Origin of the sequence: Synechococcus sp. A10-1-5-9, from assembly GCF_047716785.1 — a bacterium.
Lineage (GTDB): Bacteria > Cyanobacteriota > Cyanobacteriia > PCC-6307 > Cyanobiaceae > Synechococcus_C.
The window spans coordinates 1,589,206-1,604,864 of record NZ_CP180406.1 but is presented as its reverse complement, the minus strand read 5'-3'; the positions used below and the strand labels follow the sequence as shown (position 1 = coordinate 1,604,864).

The window sequence follows — 15,659 nt, the reverse complement described above, 5'->3', positions numbered from 1 at the left end:
TGGTCCGTGTCCTTATGCCAATTTCTTCGGCTGAGCCTCAAGTGCGGGGTTGGTGTTACGTCAATGACGGGCCTGTGCCCTTGCGCTGCTGGTGGGCACCCAAAGGAATCGAAACAGGTGCAGTCGGTCGGGATGCACGTAACCGTAACGAAACTGAGTCATATCAGGAGCGAAAACGTGCTGTTCTCGTTCTGCCCGAAGTGTTTGGCGTCAACGCCTGGGTGAGGTCGGTGGCTGATCGCATCGCCGCTACGGGAGTGCCTGCTCTGGCGATGCCTCTGTTCGCCCGCACGGCTCCAGAGCTCGATCTGAGCTATGGCGAGATGCAACTGGCCGAAGGCCGTGGTCACAAGATCGCCACGACCGCGGCTGCGCTTCTGGCCGATGGAACGGCCGCGATCAGTTGGCTGCGCAGACAACTCAACGATCCTCAGGCGGAGATCACTGTGGTGGGATTTTGTTTCGGAGGGCATGTGGCCCTGCTCATGGCTTCCCTGCCTGAGGTAACCAGAACCTTCGATTTCTATGGTGCCGGTGTGGTGCAGGGCCGTCCGGGAGGTGGTGCGCCCACCCTGGACAGTCTGCCCCAGGTGCAAGGGGAGCTCACTTGTCTTTTCGGTTTGGACGATCCTTTGATCCCCAAGGTGGATCGGGATGCCATCGAATCAGCTCTGCGCCAGGCGGATCCGTCCGGTGCGAGGTTGCGTTGCGTCAGCTTTCCCGACGCCGATCACGGTTTCATGTGTGATGCGCGCGCTGCGTATCAGCCGGAGGCTGCTGCGCAGGGTTGGCAGGTGCTGCTGGGCTCTATTGGAACTTGATTAGTCCATTCTTCAGCCACCAGCCACGCCGTCGAGCATCGCTGTGATTCAGCAAATCTTTGTCCCAAGACTGGAATCGGTTTCTCATTAGGTGTCGTTCAACATCGGCAGCCGGGGGAGTGGGCCCCCAGCTTGCGGGCAGGACTTCGCTGGCAAAACATCCAAACGCTGTGCTGGTGTTGGGCATCCAGGGGGGGAGTTGTGGTGGTGTTTGCAGTCCCATTCCAATGGCTTGATGACGTCGTGCTCTCAGATCCGTAATCAGAGAGCGCCATTGTTCGATCACGTGCCGCCATTCGTAGTGCGCTTTCACCCGTCTGCGTCCCGCAGCCCCCATGGCAGCGCGCAAGTCCGGAAAGTTAAGAAGTGTGGATAAGTGTCTTTTGAACTGATCAGGGTCGACGGCAATGCCTTGGGCCACGCGTCCCATGATTTGGCTGTACTCGTTCTTTTCTTGAATCAGCAAGCACCGTGCCTCGTGCTCCCCAAGGCCCGAAACCATTCGTGTGGTGACCCTCAGGCCAGTGGCCTCGCCGTTCTCGCCCGGCTGCAACACGCTTTCCCGGTAACCATTCCAGTCGCTTACGAGGCAGGGAAGTTCTGCTGCCATCGCTTCCAAAGGAGTGATTCCAAAGGTTTCCTGAGGGTTATCCGACAAACTGACGAAGACATCAGCAGCCCAGCGAACAGGGCAGGCCAAGTCAATCTCTCGGCCAGGCACCCAGTGAATTGTTAGAGATGGGGCCAGCTCTCTTGTGGCTTCTTTCCAAAGCTGGAGCATTCGATCATTTGGAGCCTCTCCGTACACCAGCAGTTCAAGTTCGGGGTGTTGCTCTTGTTGCAGCTCTCCCAGGCATTGAATCAGTGGTGCTGGATGAAACTTTGTGAGCAGGTCCAGGCGGCCTGCGATGAGAACAACTTGGGCCTCTGGGCGAATTCCAAGTCGGCTGCGGGAGGCTCGGCAGGCATCTGCTTTGCTCACCGGAGGTGCCCAGACGTCAGAGTGGATGCCCAGTGGGATCACGGGAAGTTGAGGCCGTTCGAAGCGACAGGCTTCATTTCGGCTTCGAAGCCAAGCTTCTTGACGATCCAGGAAGCCCTCGACGACTTGGCGAGCTGCCTGGGAGGTGCAGATCAGGGCATCCCAGGACCGAACGGGTGCGCTGGCGTACTGACCCAACGCGTACTGAACGCCGTAGCTGCAGAGAGTATGAACAATGCCGATGATGGAGTAGGCCCCGTCTCCCCATGGCATCCGCTTCCAGGCCCAGTTATTGATGCGGGGGTCTGGAACATGGAATGCGCCGGTAGTGCTCGCCGCATTCCCCCATTGCTCCTCGCTTACTGCTTCCGTGAGCGGGTCGACATGAACTGAACATGCTTCGTTGTGAAACCATTCGGCGTCAGATCGATTTTTTACAACCAGGCTGTGATTCGTATTGCCGGAGTAATGGAGATAAGCTTCTAGGAATGACTTTCCGGCTGACTGACGACCCAAGGGCTTGTTTGGATCGAGCTGAAAGGCATTACGTTTTAACAGCAAAGTAAGGGGTAAGGGTGATGTTTCTTGATTCACCTTGGAGCTTGCAGAAAATAATTAAGCCTCAGGTCTGAGTACCTCTCGATTCAACCCTGTTTGTTCGTTAGTCGGGCGGATGTGGGCCGGGGCGGCGCCGTGATCGTGCGCACGGCCCTGGTGGCGCTCTGCTCTTTGTCGTCTTTTTTCGCCAGCGGGGTCTTCCGCGGTGTGAGGAACATGATCATGTTGCGGCCTTCCCGCTTCGGGGGTTGCTGGATCTCAGCAGGTTCCTCGAGATCCTTGGCCATGCGCCGCAGCAGCGTTTCTGCGAGAGCGGTGTGCTGAATCTCCCGACCGCGAAAGATCACCGTGCACTTCACTTTGTCGCCAGCTTTAAGGAAACGCTGGGCCTGACCAATACGCACGTCGTAATCATGTTGATCGATTTTGTAACGCATCTTGACCTCTTTGACTTCGGTCTGGTGCGATTTCTTCTTGGCCTCCTTGGCTTTTTTCTCCTGTTCGAACTTGTATTTGCCGTAATCCATGATCCGGCATACCGGCGGATCGGCCTTCTCGCTGACCAGCACTAAATCGAGTTCCCTCTCCTGCGCTACCTCCAGCGCTTTCTCCCTGTCGATGACTCCCAACTGGGTGCCGTCGGCATCCACCACCCGAAGCTGGGGGTAATTGATGCGGTCGTTGATGTTGGGGAGCTCCCGGACGGGAGCACGGCGATCAAAACGGGGACGTGGTGGCATTCAGTGAGGGAAGGGGCCGCGGGCCGTTGGAAAGAGAACCCGCTGCGGTTGCATTCTTCACCCTAGACCCGCCTCGATCAGGTGTCCGGCTTCACTCAGGGGATTGTTATCGGGCAACCAATGGGGCTGATGCTGGCGCCGGAACCAGGTGCGTTGCCGCTTCGCGAATTGCTGGGTGCGCCGGGTGGTTTGGGCGATTGCTGCTTGATGGCTCAGAGTGCCATCGAGCACTTGCAGGGCTTCCCCGTAGCCAATGGTTTGGAGGAGGGGCAGGTCGGGGCCATAGCGTTCCCGCAGGCGTTGCGTTTCCTCTAGAAGACCACCGCTGTAAAGCGACTGGGTGCGCTGGCCGATGCGCTGTTTCAGATCGGCGGGGTTGAGGCCTAGCTCCAGCACGCGCCAGGGCGGTGGGCTGGCACTGGTCTGGCTGCTCATTGGTGCTCCCGTGGCATAGAGCACTTCCAAAGCGCGTTGGGTACGCACCGCATCAGCGCTGGCGATGCGCATGGCCGCATCTGGATCGGCATGCGTCAGTAGCTGGTGGCACACCGGTTGGCCCAGATTCGCCAGTTCCCTGCGCAGTGCCGGTTGGGGGGGCACGGCGGGGGGACGCAGCCCACCGGTGAGCGCTTTCAGATAGAGCCCGCTGCCGCCGACTAGAAAAGCGGCGCCACGCTTGGTCAGGCTGTGATTCACAGCCTTCAGTGCCTCCTGCTGGAACTCCTGCAAAGTGATGGGTTGGTCGGGGTCACGCAGGTCGAGCAGATGGTGGCGGATGCGCGCCTGCTGATCTGGGCTGGGCTTGGCCGTGCCCACATCCATCTCCCGATAAAGCTGGCGGGAATCCACGTTGAGAATCTCCAGATTGAATCGCTCCGCCAGGTCCAGAGACAGGGCGGTTTTGCCGCTTGCGGTGGGGCCAAGCAGCACCACCACGAGGGGAGCGCTGCTATCGCTGCTGCCCTCCGCTTCAGAGTTGGTATGGGGCATCGCACATCAAAGGGGGTGCACCCCCAGGAAAAATGACGCCTCAGAGGCCTCTGTGAGCGCCTCTGGCACGCCGGTGGTAGATTCAGCCTGACAGGAAGCCTGGCCGACCTAAATCGCATGAGCGAAGCCGCGAAAGTTCAAGCGGCCTACGGTGCCGAACAGATTCAAGTTCTTGAGGGCCTTGAGCCCGTCCGCAAGCGGCCGGGCATGTATATCGGCTCAACAGGGCCGCGTGGACTTCATCACCTGGTTTATGAGGTGGTGGACAACTCGGTGGATGAGGCCCTCGCGGGGCATTGCACGGAGATCCAGGTGGTGCTGGGGGAGGACGGCTCCGCTTGCATCACCGACAATGGACGTGGAATTCCAACGGATGTTCACCCCCGCACTGGCAAGAGTGCTCTGGAAACCGTGCTCACCGTGCTGCATGCTGGCGGCAAATTTGGCGCCGGTGGGTACAAGGTATCCGGGGGCCTTCACGGGGTGGGCGTGTCGGTGGTCAACGCCCTGAGTGAATGGGTGGACGTCACCGTGCGCCGTCAGGCTCAGGTGCACCGTCAGCGCTTTGAGCGGGGTGCTCCGATCGGCAGCCTGGTGTCCGAGCCCCAGCCGGCCGAGGAGGAAGGTCGCACCGGCACCAGCGTGCGCTTCAAGCCCGACATTGAGATTTTCACCGTCGGCATCGTTTTTGATTACGCCACCCTTTCGGCTCGTCTGCGCGAGCTGGCTTATCTCAATGGTGGGGTGCGCATCGTTTTCCGTGATGAGCGCGAGAACGCCCGCGATGCCGAGGGCAATCCTCACGAGGAGATCTATTTCTACGAGGGCGGCATTAAGGAATACGTCGCCTACATGAACGCCGAGAAGGATGCCCTTCACCCCGAGATCATTTATGTGGATGCCGAGAAAGACGGGGTGTCTGTTGAAGCGGCGTTGCAGTGGTGTGTGGATGCGTATTCCGACAGCATCCTGGGTTTTGCCAACAACATTCGAACGGTTGATGGGGGAACGCATATTGAGGGGTTGAAAACTGTGCTCACGCGTACGCTCAACACGTTTGCCAAAAAGCGCGGCAAGCGTAAGGAGTCGGATTCCAACCTCGCCGGTGAAAACATCCGCGAGGGCCTCACGGCCGTGCTGTCTGTGAAAGTGCCCGAGCCGGAGTTTGAGGGTCAAACCAAAACCAAGCTCGGCAATACCGAAGTGCGCGGCATTGTTGACAGCCTGGTGGGCGAGTCTCTGAGTCAGTACCTGGAGTTCAATCCGGGTGTGATTGACATGATCCTGGAGAAGGCGATTCAGGCGTTCAATGCTGCCGAAGCCGCCCGTCGTGCTCGCGAGTTGGTGAGGCGCAAGAGTGTTCTGGAAAGTTCAACCCTGCCCGGCAAGCTCGCTGATTGCAGCTCCAGAGATCCCAGCGAATCGGAGATTTATATCGTTGAGGGTGATTCTGCTGGTGGTTCGGCCAAACAGGGTCGTGATCGACGCTTCCAGGCGATTCTTCCCCTACGCGGAAAGATTCTCAATATTGAGAAAACTGATGATGCCAAGATCTACAAGAATACAGAGATTCAGTCCCTGATCACGGCGCTAGGCCTCGGGATTAAAGGCGAGGATTTTGATGTTAAAAACCTGCGCTATCACCGGGTCGTGATCATGACTGACGCTGACGTGGATGGTGCGCATATCCGCACCCTCTTGCTCACCTTCTTCTATCGCTACCAGAAAGAACTTGTGGAAGGTGGTTACATCTACATCGCCTGCCCGCCCCTTTACAAAGTGGAGCGCGGCAAGAACCACACCTATTGCTACAACGAATCAGAGCTACAGAAAACTCTGGAAGGATTTGGCGAGAAAGCCAACTACAACATCCAGCGTTTTAAGGGACTTGGTGAAATGATGCCCAAGCAGCTCTGGGAAACCACCATGGATCCCACCACTCGCACCATGAAACGGGTGGAGATTGAGGATGCCCTGGAGGCCGATCGAATCTTCACGATCCTGATGGGTGACAAGGTGGCCCCTCGCCGCGAATTCATCGAAACCCACAGCGCCGAGCTCGATATGGCGGCCCTTGATATCTGATGCCGCGTTCCGCTTCCTCCGTGCTCCGCTGGGGCTGGCTGCTGGGTGTGGCCCTGCTCGGTCCTGCAGCACTGCCGGCTGGTGGAGCCGAACGGCGTCTGCCCCAGATCCGCCGTCAGGATGGCGAAGGGCCCCTGCTCAGCGGCAGTGACTGTCTGTTGCAAGCCGGTCCTGGCCTGGCGGCTCCATCGCTGCGTCGCTTGGAAATCGGTACCCCCCTGCAGCTGTTGCGTCACTGGCGCAGCGCCGATGGCCGCGATTGGATTCAGGTGCAGGTGTCCTCTCATCCAGCGTTTCCTGGGGTGACCGACCGGCAACGGGGCTGGATTCATGGCTGACATCGTTCCCTCCCAGGCGCTTCTGGTGGGTCTGGGTGCAGTTCCCGGTGCCTGGTTGCGTCTGCGGGTGGTGAACCACTTCGAGCCGATGGTGCCTCGCAAGCACTGGGGCACCTTCCTGGTGAACCTGGTGGCGGCCTTCGCTCTGGGCCTTGTGCTGGGATTGCAGCCGTCCGTCCGCTGCACTCCTCCTGGCTCGACGTCGTCGTTGATTCTTTTGATCGGCGTTGGTTTCTTCGGAAGCCTCAGTACCTTCTCCACCTTTGCTGTAGAGGTGCTGGTCACCCTGCGGGATCGCCAGTGGGGTGAAGCGCTCTTGCTCACGGCCGGTTCAGTGCTGGCCGGTCTGTTGGTGGCTGCTGCTGGCTACGGCCTGGGATTGGCTCATGGCTGAACAATTCCAGCCTACGGCCCGTCAGGAGATACAGGAATTGCTGCTGGTAGCCCTTGGTGCCATTCCCGGGGCTTTATTGCGTTGGCAGCTGTCGGTGTTGGCACCAGATCGCAACCTGCTGGCGAATGTGCTCGGATCGCTTGTGCTGGGGTTACTGCTTGGGCTTCCCTTTCGGCCGCGGCTGCAGCTGCTGATCGGGATCGGCTTCTGTGGATCGCTCACCACCTTCAGCAGCTGGATGGTGGATTGTGTGAGTTTGATCGCAGCGGGGCAAGCTGCGGCCGCCATCGGTCTGATCGGCGCCACCCTCGGGCTGGGCCTGGGTGGCGCAGCCCTTGGGCTTGTGCTTGGCCGCGGCGTGAGCGCCCGCTGGCTCAGGCCTGCAGAGCCGCTTCAATCGCGGCGCTGAGTTCGGCGTCCTCAGGGGCCACGCCACTCTTGAAGCGTGCAAGCACTGTGCCGTCTTTGCCTACCAGGAACTTTTCGAAATTCCAGGCCACATCACCGGCCGGCTCGGTCTGGTTGAGGGTGGTGTAAGGCTCGGTGGTGCTGCCGGTGGCATGCACTTTGTCGAACAGCTCGAAGCTGGCGCCGTAGGTGGTGGAACAGAAGCTCTTGATCTCGTCGAGGGTGCCGGGCTCCTGGGCGCCGAAGTCGTTGCAGGGGAAGCCCAGCACTTGCAGGCCGCGGGGCCCGAAGGTGTCCTGCAGGCTCTGCAGACCGGCGTACTGCTTGGTGAATCCGCAGCGGCTGGCCACATTCACGATCAACAGCACTTGGCCTGCATAGCTGCCGAGGGATTTTTCACTGCCGTCTGGGGTACGGACGGACACGTTGCTGACGCTGGGAGCCATGGCTGAACGAAGCATTCGGCGCAGACGATAACCCTCTGGAATCGACATACACTTGGATTTGCTGGGTACGGGGCATGGATCAAGCACCGGACAGCCGCACTCTCAATGCCGGCAGTGGAACGACGCTGGCCCATCCGATGCTGGCGGAGGTGGTGACCCGTCAGCTGGAATCCATGCTCAGCGTGGGCAATTACGACGGCGTCAAAATGCTGCTGGCGCCAGTGCAGCCCGTGGACGTCGCCGAAGCGATCGGCAGCCTGCCGCGCACCCTTCAGGCCCTGGCCTTCCGGCTGCTCAGCAAGGATGAAGCGATCGAGGTGTACGAGTATCTCGATCCAGCGGTGCAGCAGAGCCTTCTGGAACGGCTGCGCTCCGGCGAGGTGTTGGAGCTGGTCGAGGAGATGTCTCCGGATGACCGGGTTCGGTTGTTCGATGAACTCCCCGCCAAGGTGGTGCGGCGTCTCCTGGCGGAGCTCAGTCCTGCGGAGCGCAAAGTCACCGCCCAGTTGCTGGGCTATGCCCCGGAAACCGCCGGCCGTCTGATGACGACGGAATACATCGATCTCAAAGATTTTCACAGTGCGGCCCAGGCCCTCACGATCGTTCGACGCCGGGCGCGTCAGACCGAAACGATCTACAGCCTTTATGTGACCGATGGGGAGCGTCATCTCACGGGCATCCTGTCGCTACGTGATCTGGTCACAGCCGACCCTGAAGACCGGATCGGTGATGTGATGACTCGGGAGGTGGTGAGCGTGGGCACTGACACGGATCAGGAAGACGTGGCGCGGGCGATTCAGCGTTACGACTTTCTGGCAGTGCCGGTGGTGGATCGTGAGCGACGCTTGGTGGGGATCGTCACCGTGGATGACGTGATCGATGTGATCGAGCAGGAGGCCACCCGCGACCTTTATGCCGCCGGTGCTGTGGAAGCCGGGGATGAAGACGATTATTTCCAGAGCAATCTGTTCACCGTGGCCCGGCGCCGGGTGGTGTGGCTGTCGGTGCTGGTGGTGGCCAGCTTCTTTACATCGGAAGTGATTGCTCTCAATGAGCAGGTGCTTAAAGAGGTGGTGCTGCTGGCGGCATTTATTCCACTCTTGGCTGGCACCGGAGGCAATGTGGGTGCCCAGAGCTCCACTGTGGTGATCCGCGGCTTGAGCACCCAGAGCATTGCCTCTCTCGGGCGCATCAAGGCTGTCGTGCGTGAGGCCACGGCGGGATTGCTGTTGGGATTACTGATGATGATCTTGGTGGTGCCCTTTGCCTGGTGGCGAGGCGAGAGTCCGCTGGTGGGCCTTTCGGTGGGAACCAGCCTTCTGGCGATTACCACCCTGGCCGCCACGGCTGGAGCAGGCTTCCCGTTGCTCTTCGATCGGATGGGGTTGGATCCGGCCTTGATGTCCACACCCTTCATCACCACCTGCACGGATGTGGTGGGAACCCTGATCTATTTAAAAACAGCGCAGTGGTTGCTCGTGCATATGCCCCAGCTGCTTCAGTCCACAGGTATTTCTGCTCATTTCTTGGCGGCAACCCTTTTCTGAGAGCTCGTTTACGTTTCTTAGGAGTACGCTTCACACAACTAAACGAAGCACTATGGCCCCCGCCCTTGCCGAAGCTTCCGTCCCTGTTTCGACACTCGTCCTTCAGACGGTTTCCTCAAAAAATCAGTCACCTAAGAGCAGTCCTGCAAAGACGACTGCGTCTCGCCCATCCGGCACAGATGTTGACCTGGTGCGCTCCTACCTGCGTGATATCGGTCGTGTGCCGTTGTTGAGTCATCAGCAGGAGATCACCCTGGGCCGTCAGGTGCAGGAGCTGATGGAGCTGGAGTCCGTGGAAGCCGAGTTGCAGGAGAAACGCGGTGGTGAATCGGTGCTTGCAGCGGAGTTGGCCAAGGCTGCGGGATTGAGTGCTGTGCAACTGAAGCGCAAGTTGCAGGCCGGTCGCCGCGCCAAAGAGCGGATGGTGGCGGCCAACTTGAGGCTTGTGGTGAGCGTCGCGAAGAAATACACGAAGCGGAATATGGAGCTGCTGGATCTGATCCAGGAAGGGACGATCGGCCTGGTGCGTGGTGTGGAGAAGTTCGACCCAACGCGGGGCTACAAGTTCAGTACCTATGCGTACTGGTGGATCCGTCAGGGAATCACCCGGGCAATTGCGGAGAAGAGCCGGACGATCCGGCTGCCGATCCACATCACCGAGATGCTGAACAAACTGAAGAAAGGTCAGCGTGAGTTGAGCCAGGAACTGGGGCGAACGCCATCAGTGACGGAGTTGGCGTCATTTGTGGAGTTGCCGGAGGATGAGGTGAAAGAGCTGATGTGCCGTGCCCGTCAGCCAGTGAGCCTGGAGATGAAGGTTGGGGATGGAGATGATACGGAGCTGCTGGATCTGCTGGCTGGCGATGGAGAACTGCCGAGTGAGCAGGTGGAGGGCGAGTGCCTGAAGGGAGATCTGAGGGATCTGCTGGGCCAACTGCCTGAATTGCAGGAGCGTGTGCTGCGGATGCGGTATGGGATGGATGGCGAGGAGCCGATGAGTCTCACCGGCATCGGCCGTGTCATCGGAATCAGCCGGGATCGCGTTCGCAATCTTGAGCGAGATGGTCTCGCTGGACTGCGCCGTCTCAGTGATCAAGTTGAGGCGTATGTCGCTTGCTGAGGATTCCTCCTCGCTTCGGTTTCAACTGAGATAAGAGATTGCCTGAACATTGTCGATGTCGTAATCGATGATCGCTGCGGGCAATCCCACCAGAGTGCTGTTGTCGTAAGCGGTGAAATCCTCCACCCGTTTGAACAGGGGGAGGAGCACTCGGGCTAGAGCGTTCGGAGCTCCATAAAAAAATGAGTGGTGGCCCAACAGAAATTCGGTGGTGCCGGTTCCATCCTTTTGTTGTTGCTTCCTGAGGAAGTGCTGCAAGGAACGCCGTTCGTTTTGTGTGAGGCAGGGATGGGCGGTGACGGGAAAGTCTTTTTGGGCTGCCACTAATCCGCAATTGGTCCAGTCGAGCTGAGCCAAGGCCTCGATGAGTTGCTCCCGTTCGCCAGAGAAATCGATGCAGGCCAGCTCTCGCTCTTCAATGGCCATCACATCGTGGAAGCAGCGGTGCTGTAGCAACTTCCATTTGTGCCGAGCATCGTCGTGTACCACGATCGCCCCGACCCGCACCTTGGCGTAGCGCTGCAGCAGGTTGAGATGGGCCGGTTTCCGCGCCAGGAAATGAAACAGGAACTGCGATCCGGTGCCGATGTAGTCATCCAGCACCACCAGGACCCGACGTTCGTGGTCTTCTGGCGGATGGGCCAGTAAGGACTCCATGCTGCGGAAACAGGTCACCGGCAAGCGGTTGGCCTTGCGATAGGCGTAGGCAATCAGATCACCGCTTTTGCACACGAAGACTCGCGTGAAGTCGATGTCATGGAAGCTGGCCACGTCAAAGCCATCGCTGGCCAGATCCCTGCAAAGCCGTTGGTGGAGCAGCCGGCATTCACGCAGCAGCCTGGCCCAGCTGTGCATCTCGATGCACTCCAGCAGCCGCAGGGCGATGCTGTGGTCGTCCGCTTCAAATTGCGCGAGCCAACGGTCGAGGGATGGTCGGGGAATTTCCGCTTCGTTCCACTGGACAGCCAGTTGATCCAGGCGAGCCTGGGTGGTGGTGTCGGTCATGCTCCCTGCGCCTGGAGAATCTCCAGCAACCGGTCGTTGACAGCCTGCGGTGCTTCGTCGTGCGGACAGTGTCCCACCAGAGGAAGCACCGTGAGTGATTCGACGCAGGCAAAGCGCTCAGCCCAATCGCGGGCTTCTGCCACGGGTTCCCAGGGATCCCGTTCCCCCCAGATCAGATGCACCGGCTGTTCAAGGTTCGCCAGCAGCTCTGGAGCCAGGTGGTCATCGAAGAGGTTGATGAAGCCTCGGAAAGCCTCGGCGGCCCCGGGTCGCTGCGTTGGTTGGTACAGCAGGTCAACCAGTTGGTCGTCAACATTGGCTCCGCTCGGGTAGGCCTGGCCGAGCACGCTGCGGATCACCCGGGGCCTGGCCGCGTTGCGGAACAGAGCTGTGCTCAGCCAGCGTTGGCTCACCAGGGCTTTCAGCAACGGCCGGATCCAAGCCATCCAGGCCGGTTGGCTGGCCAGCTGTTTGTCATCCATCAGCCGCTGGGCGCAGTCGATCAGTACCACGCCCTTGCAGTGCACCCCCAGCCGTTGGGCTGCGCGAAGCACCACTACACCGCCGATCGAATTGCCCACCAGCAGCACCGGGCGCTGCACGATCTGCCGGCAGAAGGCCTCCACCTGCTCAGCCCAGAGATCGAAGCCATACACAAGCGCTTCATCGCTCGGTGCCTGGAGGTCGGCATCGGGATCGCTGGGCAGCACGGCCCTTGGCTGACTGCTGCCGCCGAAGCCGATCAGATCGAGGGCGAAGGTGGGGGTTCGCTCTGCCAGCGACGGCATGGTGTGACGCCAGTGGCCGCTGCTGGCACCGAAACCATGCACCAGCACCACAGCCGGCGATGCACTGTTGTCTTGGCCCTGCCGGCACCAGGCCACGTCGAGATCGCAGCCATCGGGCTGCTGCCAGGTCCAGTGGGCCGAGTCAGGTGGCACTGGCAAAGGATTCATCCTCATCACCGTCTCCTTGTTTTCTGCCGAAGAAGCGTTCTTCCAGACCCTTGATCACCACATAGAAAGGCGGCACCACGCCGAGGGAGAGCACGGTGGCGACCACCAATCCGCCGAAAATCACGGTGCCCAGGGATTGCTGGCTTTGAGCGCCGGCGCCGTTGGCCACCACCAGGGGTAGAAAGCCCGCGAGAGCAGCGATGGCCGTCATCAGGATCGGCCGCAGTCTTGATTCAGCTGATGCAATCACTGCATCGCTGGCACTCATGCCCTCCTCGAGGTGTTGCTCGGCCACCTCAACAATCAGGATGCCATTTTTGGCTGCTAGACCAATCAGGGTTACGAGTCCAACCTGGGCGTAGATGTTGAGGTCGATGGAGCGGATGGCAAGGAACACCAGGGCGCCAAGCATGGCCAGGGGCACGGTCATCAGGATGATCACCGGGGTGACGTAGCTCTCGTATTGCGCTGAGAGCACCAGATACACGATCAGGATGCCGAAGCCGAACACGAGCACACTGGCGCTGCCGGCTGAGAGTTGCAGGGCGGCAAGGCCCGTGAAGGCGTAGCCGATGTTGTTGAAGTTCTCTTTTTTAAACAAGGCTTGAATTGAACTCAGAGCTTGCCCGGAGCTTTTGCCGACTGCCTGGGCACCCTGAATCAAAACGGTGCGGTAGAGGTTGTAGTGACTGATGATCGGCGGTGCACTTGACAGTTCCGACTTGGCGAACTGTGACACCTGGATGAGATCGCCATCGCGATTTTTCACGTAATAGCTGAGAATTTTTTCAACGGTGTCGCGCCGCTCTTCGCCGGCCTGTACGTACACATTCCGCACCTGTCCATTCTCGTAAGTGAGGCCCGTGTAGGAGCCACCGGCCAGTACGGCGATCGTGCTCATTGCCTCCTTGTAATCCACATTCAGCGCTCCCATCACGGCCCGATCCACCTTCAGTCCGAAGGCCGGGGCACTGGGAATGAACTGGGTGTACAGACTCGAAAAATTACCACTGGCTTTTCCGGCCTTGATCAGCGTCTGCGCCTGATCATCGAGCTGGTTGAAGCTGTAATTGCCGGTGAGATCGTTGAACTGGAAGTAAAAACCACCTTGGGCTGAGAACCCTGGAACGGCAGGAGGCTGGCCTACAACTGCCAAGCCGCTGCTCAATGACGAGAGCTTGGCGTTCAGTCGATCAGCGATGGCGAAGGAATTGTTCGCTGCACCAGGTCGTTCGCTGAGCGGCTTCAGACCGATCAGGATCGTTCCCTGGTCGGGGCTGGACCCGTTGAAGCCGTAACCGCTGACAACGTTGGCATTGAGCACATCCTTTTCTTCTTTGAGGATTGCCGCAATCTGCTTGGCCATTGTTTCGGTCTGGCTGAGCGATGCACCGTTCTGCAGCTGGTAGAAGCCGGCCAGATAGCCCTGGTCTTCATCGGGAATGAACGCTGAGGGAAGGGCCGTGAAGGCCAAAACCGTGAGCACAATGCCGCCGGCCAGGGTCACCATCACCCAGCGCCGGGCCTTGATCAAGGTGCGGATGAGCCGGGCGTAGCCGTTCTGGAGCCGGGAGAAATTGGTGTTGAACACCCTGAAGATCAAGGAAAGGTTCGCTCCTGCGATGCCTCCCACCACCACGCCCAGAACATAAGTCCAGTTGCCGAAGGCGGCGGAGCTGAAACGTCCGAAGGCCAGACCAACGATCACTCCGGCCACGGGCCAGATCCAGCCCTTCGGCGGAGCGGTCTCACCCGGTTTGAGGATCAGGCCCGACAGCATGGGCGAGAAGGTGAGGGCGTTGAAGGCGGAGATGGCGATTGAAAAGGCGATCGTGAGCGCAAACTGCTGGTAGATGATGCCGATGCTTCCCGGATAGAACGCCACAGGAACAAACACCGCCATCAGCACAAGAGCCGTGGCCACGAGGGCGCCAAACAGCTCTCCCATGCACGCCAGCGCTGCCTGCCTGGGCTTCATGCCTGATTCGATGTTCTTCGACACCGCTTCAATCACCACGATGGCGTCGTCCACCACTAGGCCTGTGGCCAGTACCAGACCAAGCAGGGTGAGTTGATTGATGGAGAACCCGAACACCTTGATGAAGGCGAAGGTGCCCACCAGGGAAATTGGAATGGCCAGGCTGGGCACCACCGTGGCCCTCCAGTTCTGCAGAAAGATGAACAGGATCAGCAGCACCAGCACGATCGCCAAGCCGAGAGCATCCACAACGCCCTCCACGGAGGACTCAATGAACTGGCCGATGTTGTACACCTGCGACACGGTCACGCCTGGAGGCGCGGTGGCGGCAAAGGCATCGATCTGTTTCACGACGGCATTCGCCACATCCAGAGCATTGCTGTCCGGGGTCTGGAACACCGCCACGGAGACCGTGTCGTGGTTCGAGACATCAACTGCTGCTGTTGTGTAGTTGTTGAAGCCGTATTGCACCTCGCCCACATCTTTGAGCAGCAGAAGATTGCCTGTTTCGGTGCGGCTGATGATCAGATTCTCGAAGTCTTCCAGGCTGAGCAGATTGCCGTTGTTCTGCACCAGTAGCGGGTAGGTGTAGGCCTGGTCACCGGACGCGGGCGGTCCTCCCACCAGACCACCGATGGCGGTCGTGTTCTGCGCTTGCACAGCATCCACCACCTGGTTGGCGGTGAGATTGTTCGCCGCGAGCTTGTCGGGGTCGATGAACAGCCAGTAGGCGGGGTTGGTTCCCCCCAGGATGTTCACTGTGGCAACGCCGGGAACCCGTTCCAGGGGGTAATACAGCTGTTGATACACCAGCCCATTGAGATAGGCCGCATCGAACTGGCCATCCGTCGATGACACCTGATAAGCCAGCAGGATCGAAGGGGTTGACTGCTTCACGGAGACGCCCGTATCCGACACCTGGCTGGGAAGCTGGGGCATCGCCAGGGATACGCGGTTTTGCACGTTCACCTGGTCGATGTCGATGTCGGTGGTCTCGTCGAAGTAGACCGAGATAATGCTTTGCCCCTCCATGTTGCTGGTAGAGGAGATGTAGGAGGCTCCAGGAACTCCATTGATCTGTTGTTCAAGCGGATTGGTCACCGCTTGTTCGGTGACCAGGGAATTGGCACCGCCGTAACTGGCTGTGACCTGGATCAGGGGCGGGGCGATGTTGGGGAGATTGGCGATCGGCAGGGTGGGGATCGCGATCACGCCCATCAGCACGATCAGAATGCTGCAGACCGTAGTGAGAACAGGCCGCTTGATGAACTTGTCGGAGAAGGCCATGGAT

Annotated in this window: 14 protein-coding genes; 7 read left to right on the top strand and 7 right to left on the bottom strand. The window is 59.5% G+C overall.

Annotated features, from left to right (window positions below):
- Positions 1 to 14 precede the first annotated feature (14 nt).
- Positions 15 to 821, top strand: coding sequence for a dienelactone hydrolase family protein (locus ACLM45_RS08835; RefSeq protein ID WP_415411394.1), 807 nt, complete (start codon positions 15 to 17; stop codon positions 819 to 821).
- On the opposite strand, the gene ACLM45_RS08830 is transcribed toward ACLM45_RS08835, so the two are convergent.
- From ACLM45_RS08830 to miaA, 3 genes are all read right to left on the bottom strand, one after another.
- Positions 808 to 2,364 carry a glycosyltransferase family 4 protein gene (locus tag ACLM45_RS08830; RefSeq protein WP_415408838.1) on the bottom strand — a complete coding sequence of 519 codons (1,557 nt, stop codon included), beginning with the start codon at positions 2,362 to 2,364 and terminating at the stop codon, positions 808 to 810. The genes ACLM45_RS08835 and ACLM45_RS08830 overlap by 14 nt on opposite strands.
- Before the next feature lie 83 nt (positions 2,365 to 2,447).
- Entirely contained in the window at positions 2,448 to 3,101 is a 654-nt protein-coding gene (infC, locus tag ACLM45_RS08825) for a translation initiation factor IF-3 (RefSeq protein ID WP_415408837.1), read from the bottom strand.
- 57 nt (positions 3,102 to 3,158) lie between these two features.
- The gene (gene miaA / locus ACLM45_RS08820) at positions 3,159 to 4,091 is read right to left on the bottom strand and encodes a tRNA (adenosine(37)-N6)-dimethylallyltransferase MiaA (RefSeq protein ID WP_415408836.1); all 933 of its coding nucleotides are present in this window, start codon (positions 4,089 to 4,091) and stop codon (positions 3,159 to 3,161) included.
- A gap of 117 nt (positions 4,092 to 4,208) precedes the next feature.
- On the opposite strand from miaA, the gene gyrB reads away from it, so the two are divergent.
- From gyrB to ACLM45_RS08800, 4 genes are read left to right on the top strand one after another with little or no spacing between them, the layout of a single operon-like run.
- Positions 4,209 to 6,176 carry a DNA topoisomerase (ATP-hydrolyzing) subunit B gene (gene gyrB, locus ACLM45_RS08815; protein WP_415408835.1) on the top strand — a complete coding sequence of 656 codons (1,968 nt, stop codon included), beginning with the start codon at positions 4,209 to 4,211 and terminating at the stop codon, positions 6,174 to 6,176.
- Entirely contained in the window at positions 6,176 to 6,514 is a 339-nt protein-coding gene (locus ACLM45_RS08810; RefSeq protein WP_415408834.1) for an SH3 domain-containing protein, read from the top strand. The genes gyrB and ACLM45_RS08810 overlap by 1 nt, the downstream gene beginning before the upstream one ends.
- Positions 6,507 to 6,908, top strand: a complete 402-nt coding sequence (locus ACLM45_RS08805) for a fluoride efflux transporter FluC (RefSeq protein ID WP_415408833.1) — start codon at positions 6,507 to 6,509, stop codon at positions 6,906 to 6,908. Before ACLM45_RS08810 ends, ACLM45_RS08805 begins: the two co-directional genes overlap by 8 nt.
- Complete coding sequence (locus ACLM45_RS08800; RefSeq protein ID WP_415408832.1) at positions 6,901 to 7,317, top strand: fluoride efflux transporter FluC; 417 nt, start codon at positions 6,901 to 6,903, stop codon at positions 7,315 to 7,317. The genes ACLM45_RS08805 and ACLM45_RS08800 overlap by 8 nt, the downstream gene beginning before the upstream one ends.
- On the opposite strand, the gene ACLM45_RS08795 is transcribed toward ACLM45_RS08800, so the two are convergent.
- Positions 7,283 to 7,762, bottom strand: coding sequence for a glutathione peroxidase (locus tag ACLM45_RS08795; protein WP_038005277.1), 480 nt, complete (start codon positions 7,760 to 7,762; stop codon positions 7,283 to 7,285). The genes ACLM45_RS08800 and ACLM45_RS08795 overlap by 35 nt on opposite strands.
- Positions 7,763 to 7,899: 137 nt before the next feature.
- On the opposite strand from ACLM45_RS08795, the gene mgtE reads away from it, so the two are divergent.
- Positions 7,900 to 9,309: a magnesium transporter gene (mgtE, locus tag ACLM45_RS08790; RefSeq protein WP_415411393.1), complete on the top strand. Its 1,410-nt coding sequence runs from the start codon at positions 7,900 to 7,902 to the stop codon at positions 9,307 to 9,309.
- A gap of 52 nt (positions 9,310 to 9,361) precedes the next feature.
- Complete coding sequence (locus tag ACLM45_RS08785) at positions 9,362 to 10,429, top strand: RpoD/SigA family RNA polymerase sigma factor (protein ID WP_415408831.1); 1,068 nt, start codon at positions 9,362 to 9,364, stop codon at positions 10,427 to 10,429.
- A gap of 21 nt (positions 10,430 to 10,450) precedes the next feature.
- On the opposite strand, the gene ACLM45_RS08780 is transcribed toward ACLM45_RS08785, so the two are convergent.
- Genes ACLM45_RS08780 through ACLM45_RS08770 form a run of 3 tightly spaced genes read right to left on the bottom strand, consistent with a single transcriptional unit; the run spans position 10,451 to position 15,655 of the window.
- Complete coding sequence (locus ACLM45_RS08780; protein WP_415408830.1) at positions 10,451 to 11,434, bottom strand: hypothetical protein; 984 nt, start codon at positions 11,432 to 11,434, stop codon at positions 10,451 to 10,453.
- Entirely contained in the window at positions 11,431 to 12,390 is a 960-nt protein-coding gene (locus tag ACLM45_RS08775; protein WP_006042572.1) for an alpha/beta fold hydrolase, read from the bottom strand. Before ACLM45_RS08775 ends, ACLM45_RS08780 begins: the two co-directional genes overlap by 4 nt.
- Positions 12,365 to 15,655, bottom strand: a complete 3,291-nt coding sequence (locus tag ACLM45_RS08770) for an efflux RND transporter permease subunit (RefSeq protein ID WP_415408829.1) — start codon at positions 15,653 to 15,655, stop codon at positions 12,365 to 12,367. The genes ACLM45_RS08775 and ACLM45_RS08770 overlap by 26 nt, the downstream gene beginning before the upstream one ends.
- Positions 15,656 to 15,659: the final 4 nt, after the last annotated feature.

Coding starts and splice junctions, on each gene's coding strand:
- ACLM45_RS08835 (WP_415411394.1), top strand. CDS start 15: ATGCCAATTTCTTCGGCTGAGCCTCAAGTGCGGGGTTGGTGTTACGTC.
- infC (WP_415408837.1), bottom strand. CDS start 3,101: ATGCCACCACGTCCCCGTTTTGATCGCCGTGCTCCCGTCCGGGAGCTC.
- miaA (WP_415408836.1), bottom strand. CDS start 4,091: ATGCCCCATACCAACTCTGAAGCGGAGGGCAGCAGCGATAGCAGCGCT.
- gyrB (WP_415408835.1), top strand. CDS start 4,209: ATGAGCGAAGCCGCGAAAGTTCAAGCGGCCTACGGTGCCGAACAGATT.
- ACLM45_RS08810 (WP_415408834.1), top strand. CDS start 6,176: ATGCCGCGTTCCGCTTCCTCCGTGCTCCGCTGGGGCTGGCTGCTGGGT.
- ACLM45_RS08805 (WP_415408833.1), top strand. CDS start 6,507: ATGGCTGACATCGTTCCCTCCCAGGCGCTTCTGGTGGGTCTGGGTGCA.
- ACLM45_RS08800 (WP_415408832.1), top strand. CDS start 6,901: ATGGCTGAACAATTCCAGCCTACGGCCCGTCAGGAGATACAGGAATTG.
- ACLM45_RS08795 (WP_038005277.1), bottom strand. CDS start 7,762: ATGGCTCCCAGCGTCAGCAACGTGTCCGTCCGTACCCCAGACGGCAGT.
- mgtE (WP_415411393.1), top strand. CDS start 7,900: ATGCTGGCGGAGGTGGTGACCCGTCAGCTGGAATCCATGCTCAGCGTG.
- ACLM45_RS08785 (WP_415408831.1), top strand. CDS start 9,362: ATGGCCCCCGCCCTTGCCGAAGCTTCCGTCCCTGTTTCGACACTCGTC.
- ACLM45_RS08780 (WP_415408830.1), bottom strand. CDS start 11,434: ATGACCGACACCACCACCCAGGCTCGCCTGGATCAACTGGCTGTCCAG.
- ACLM45_RS08775 (WP_006042572.1), bottom strand. CDS start 12,390: ATGAATCCTTTGCCAGTGCCACCTGACTCGGCCCACTGGACCTGGCAG.
- ACLM45_RS08770 (WP_415408829.1), bottom strand. CDS start 15,655: ATGGCCTTCTCCGACAAGTTCATCAAGCGGCCTGTTCTCACTACGGTC.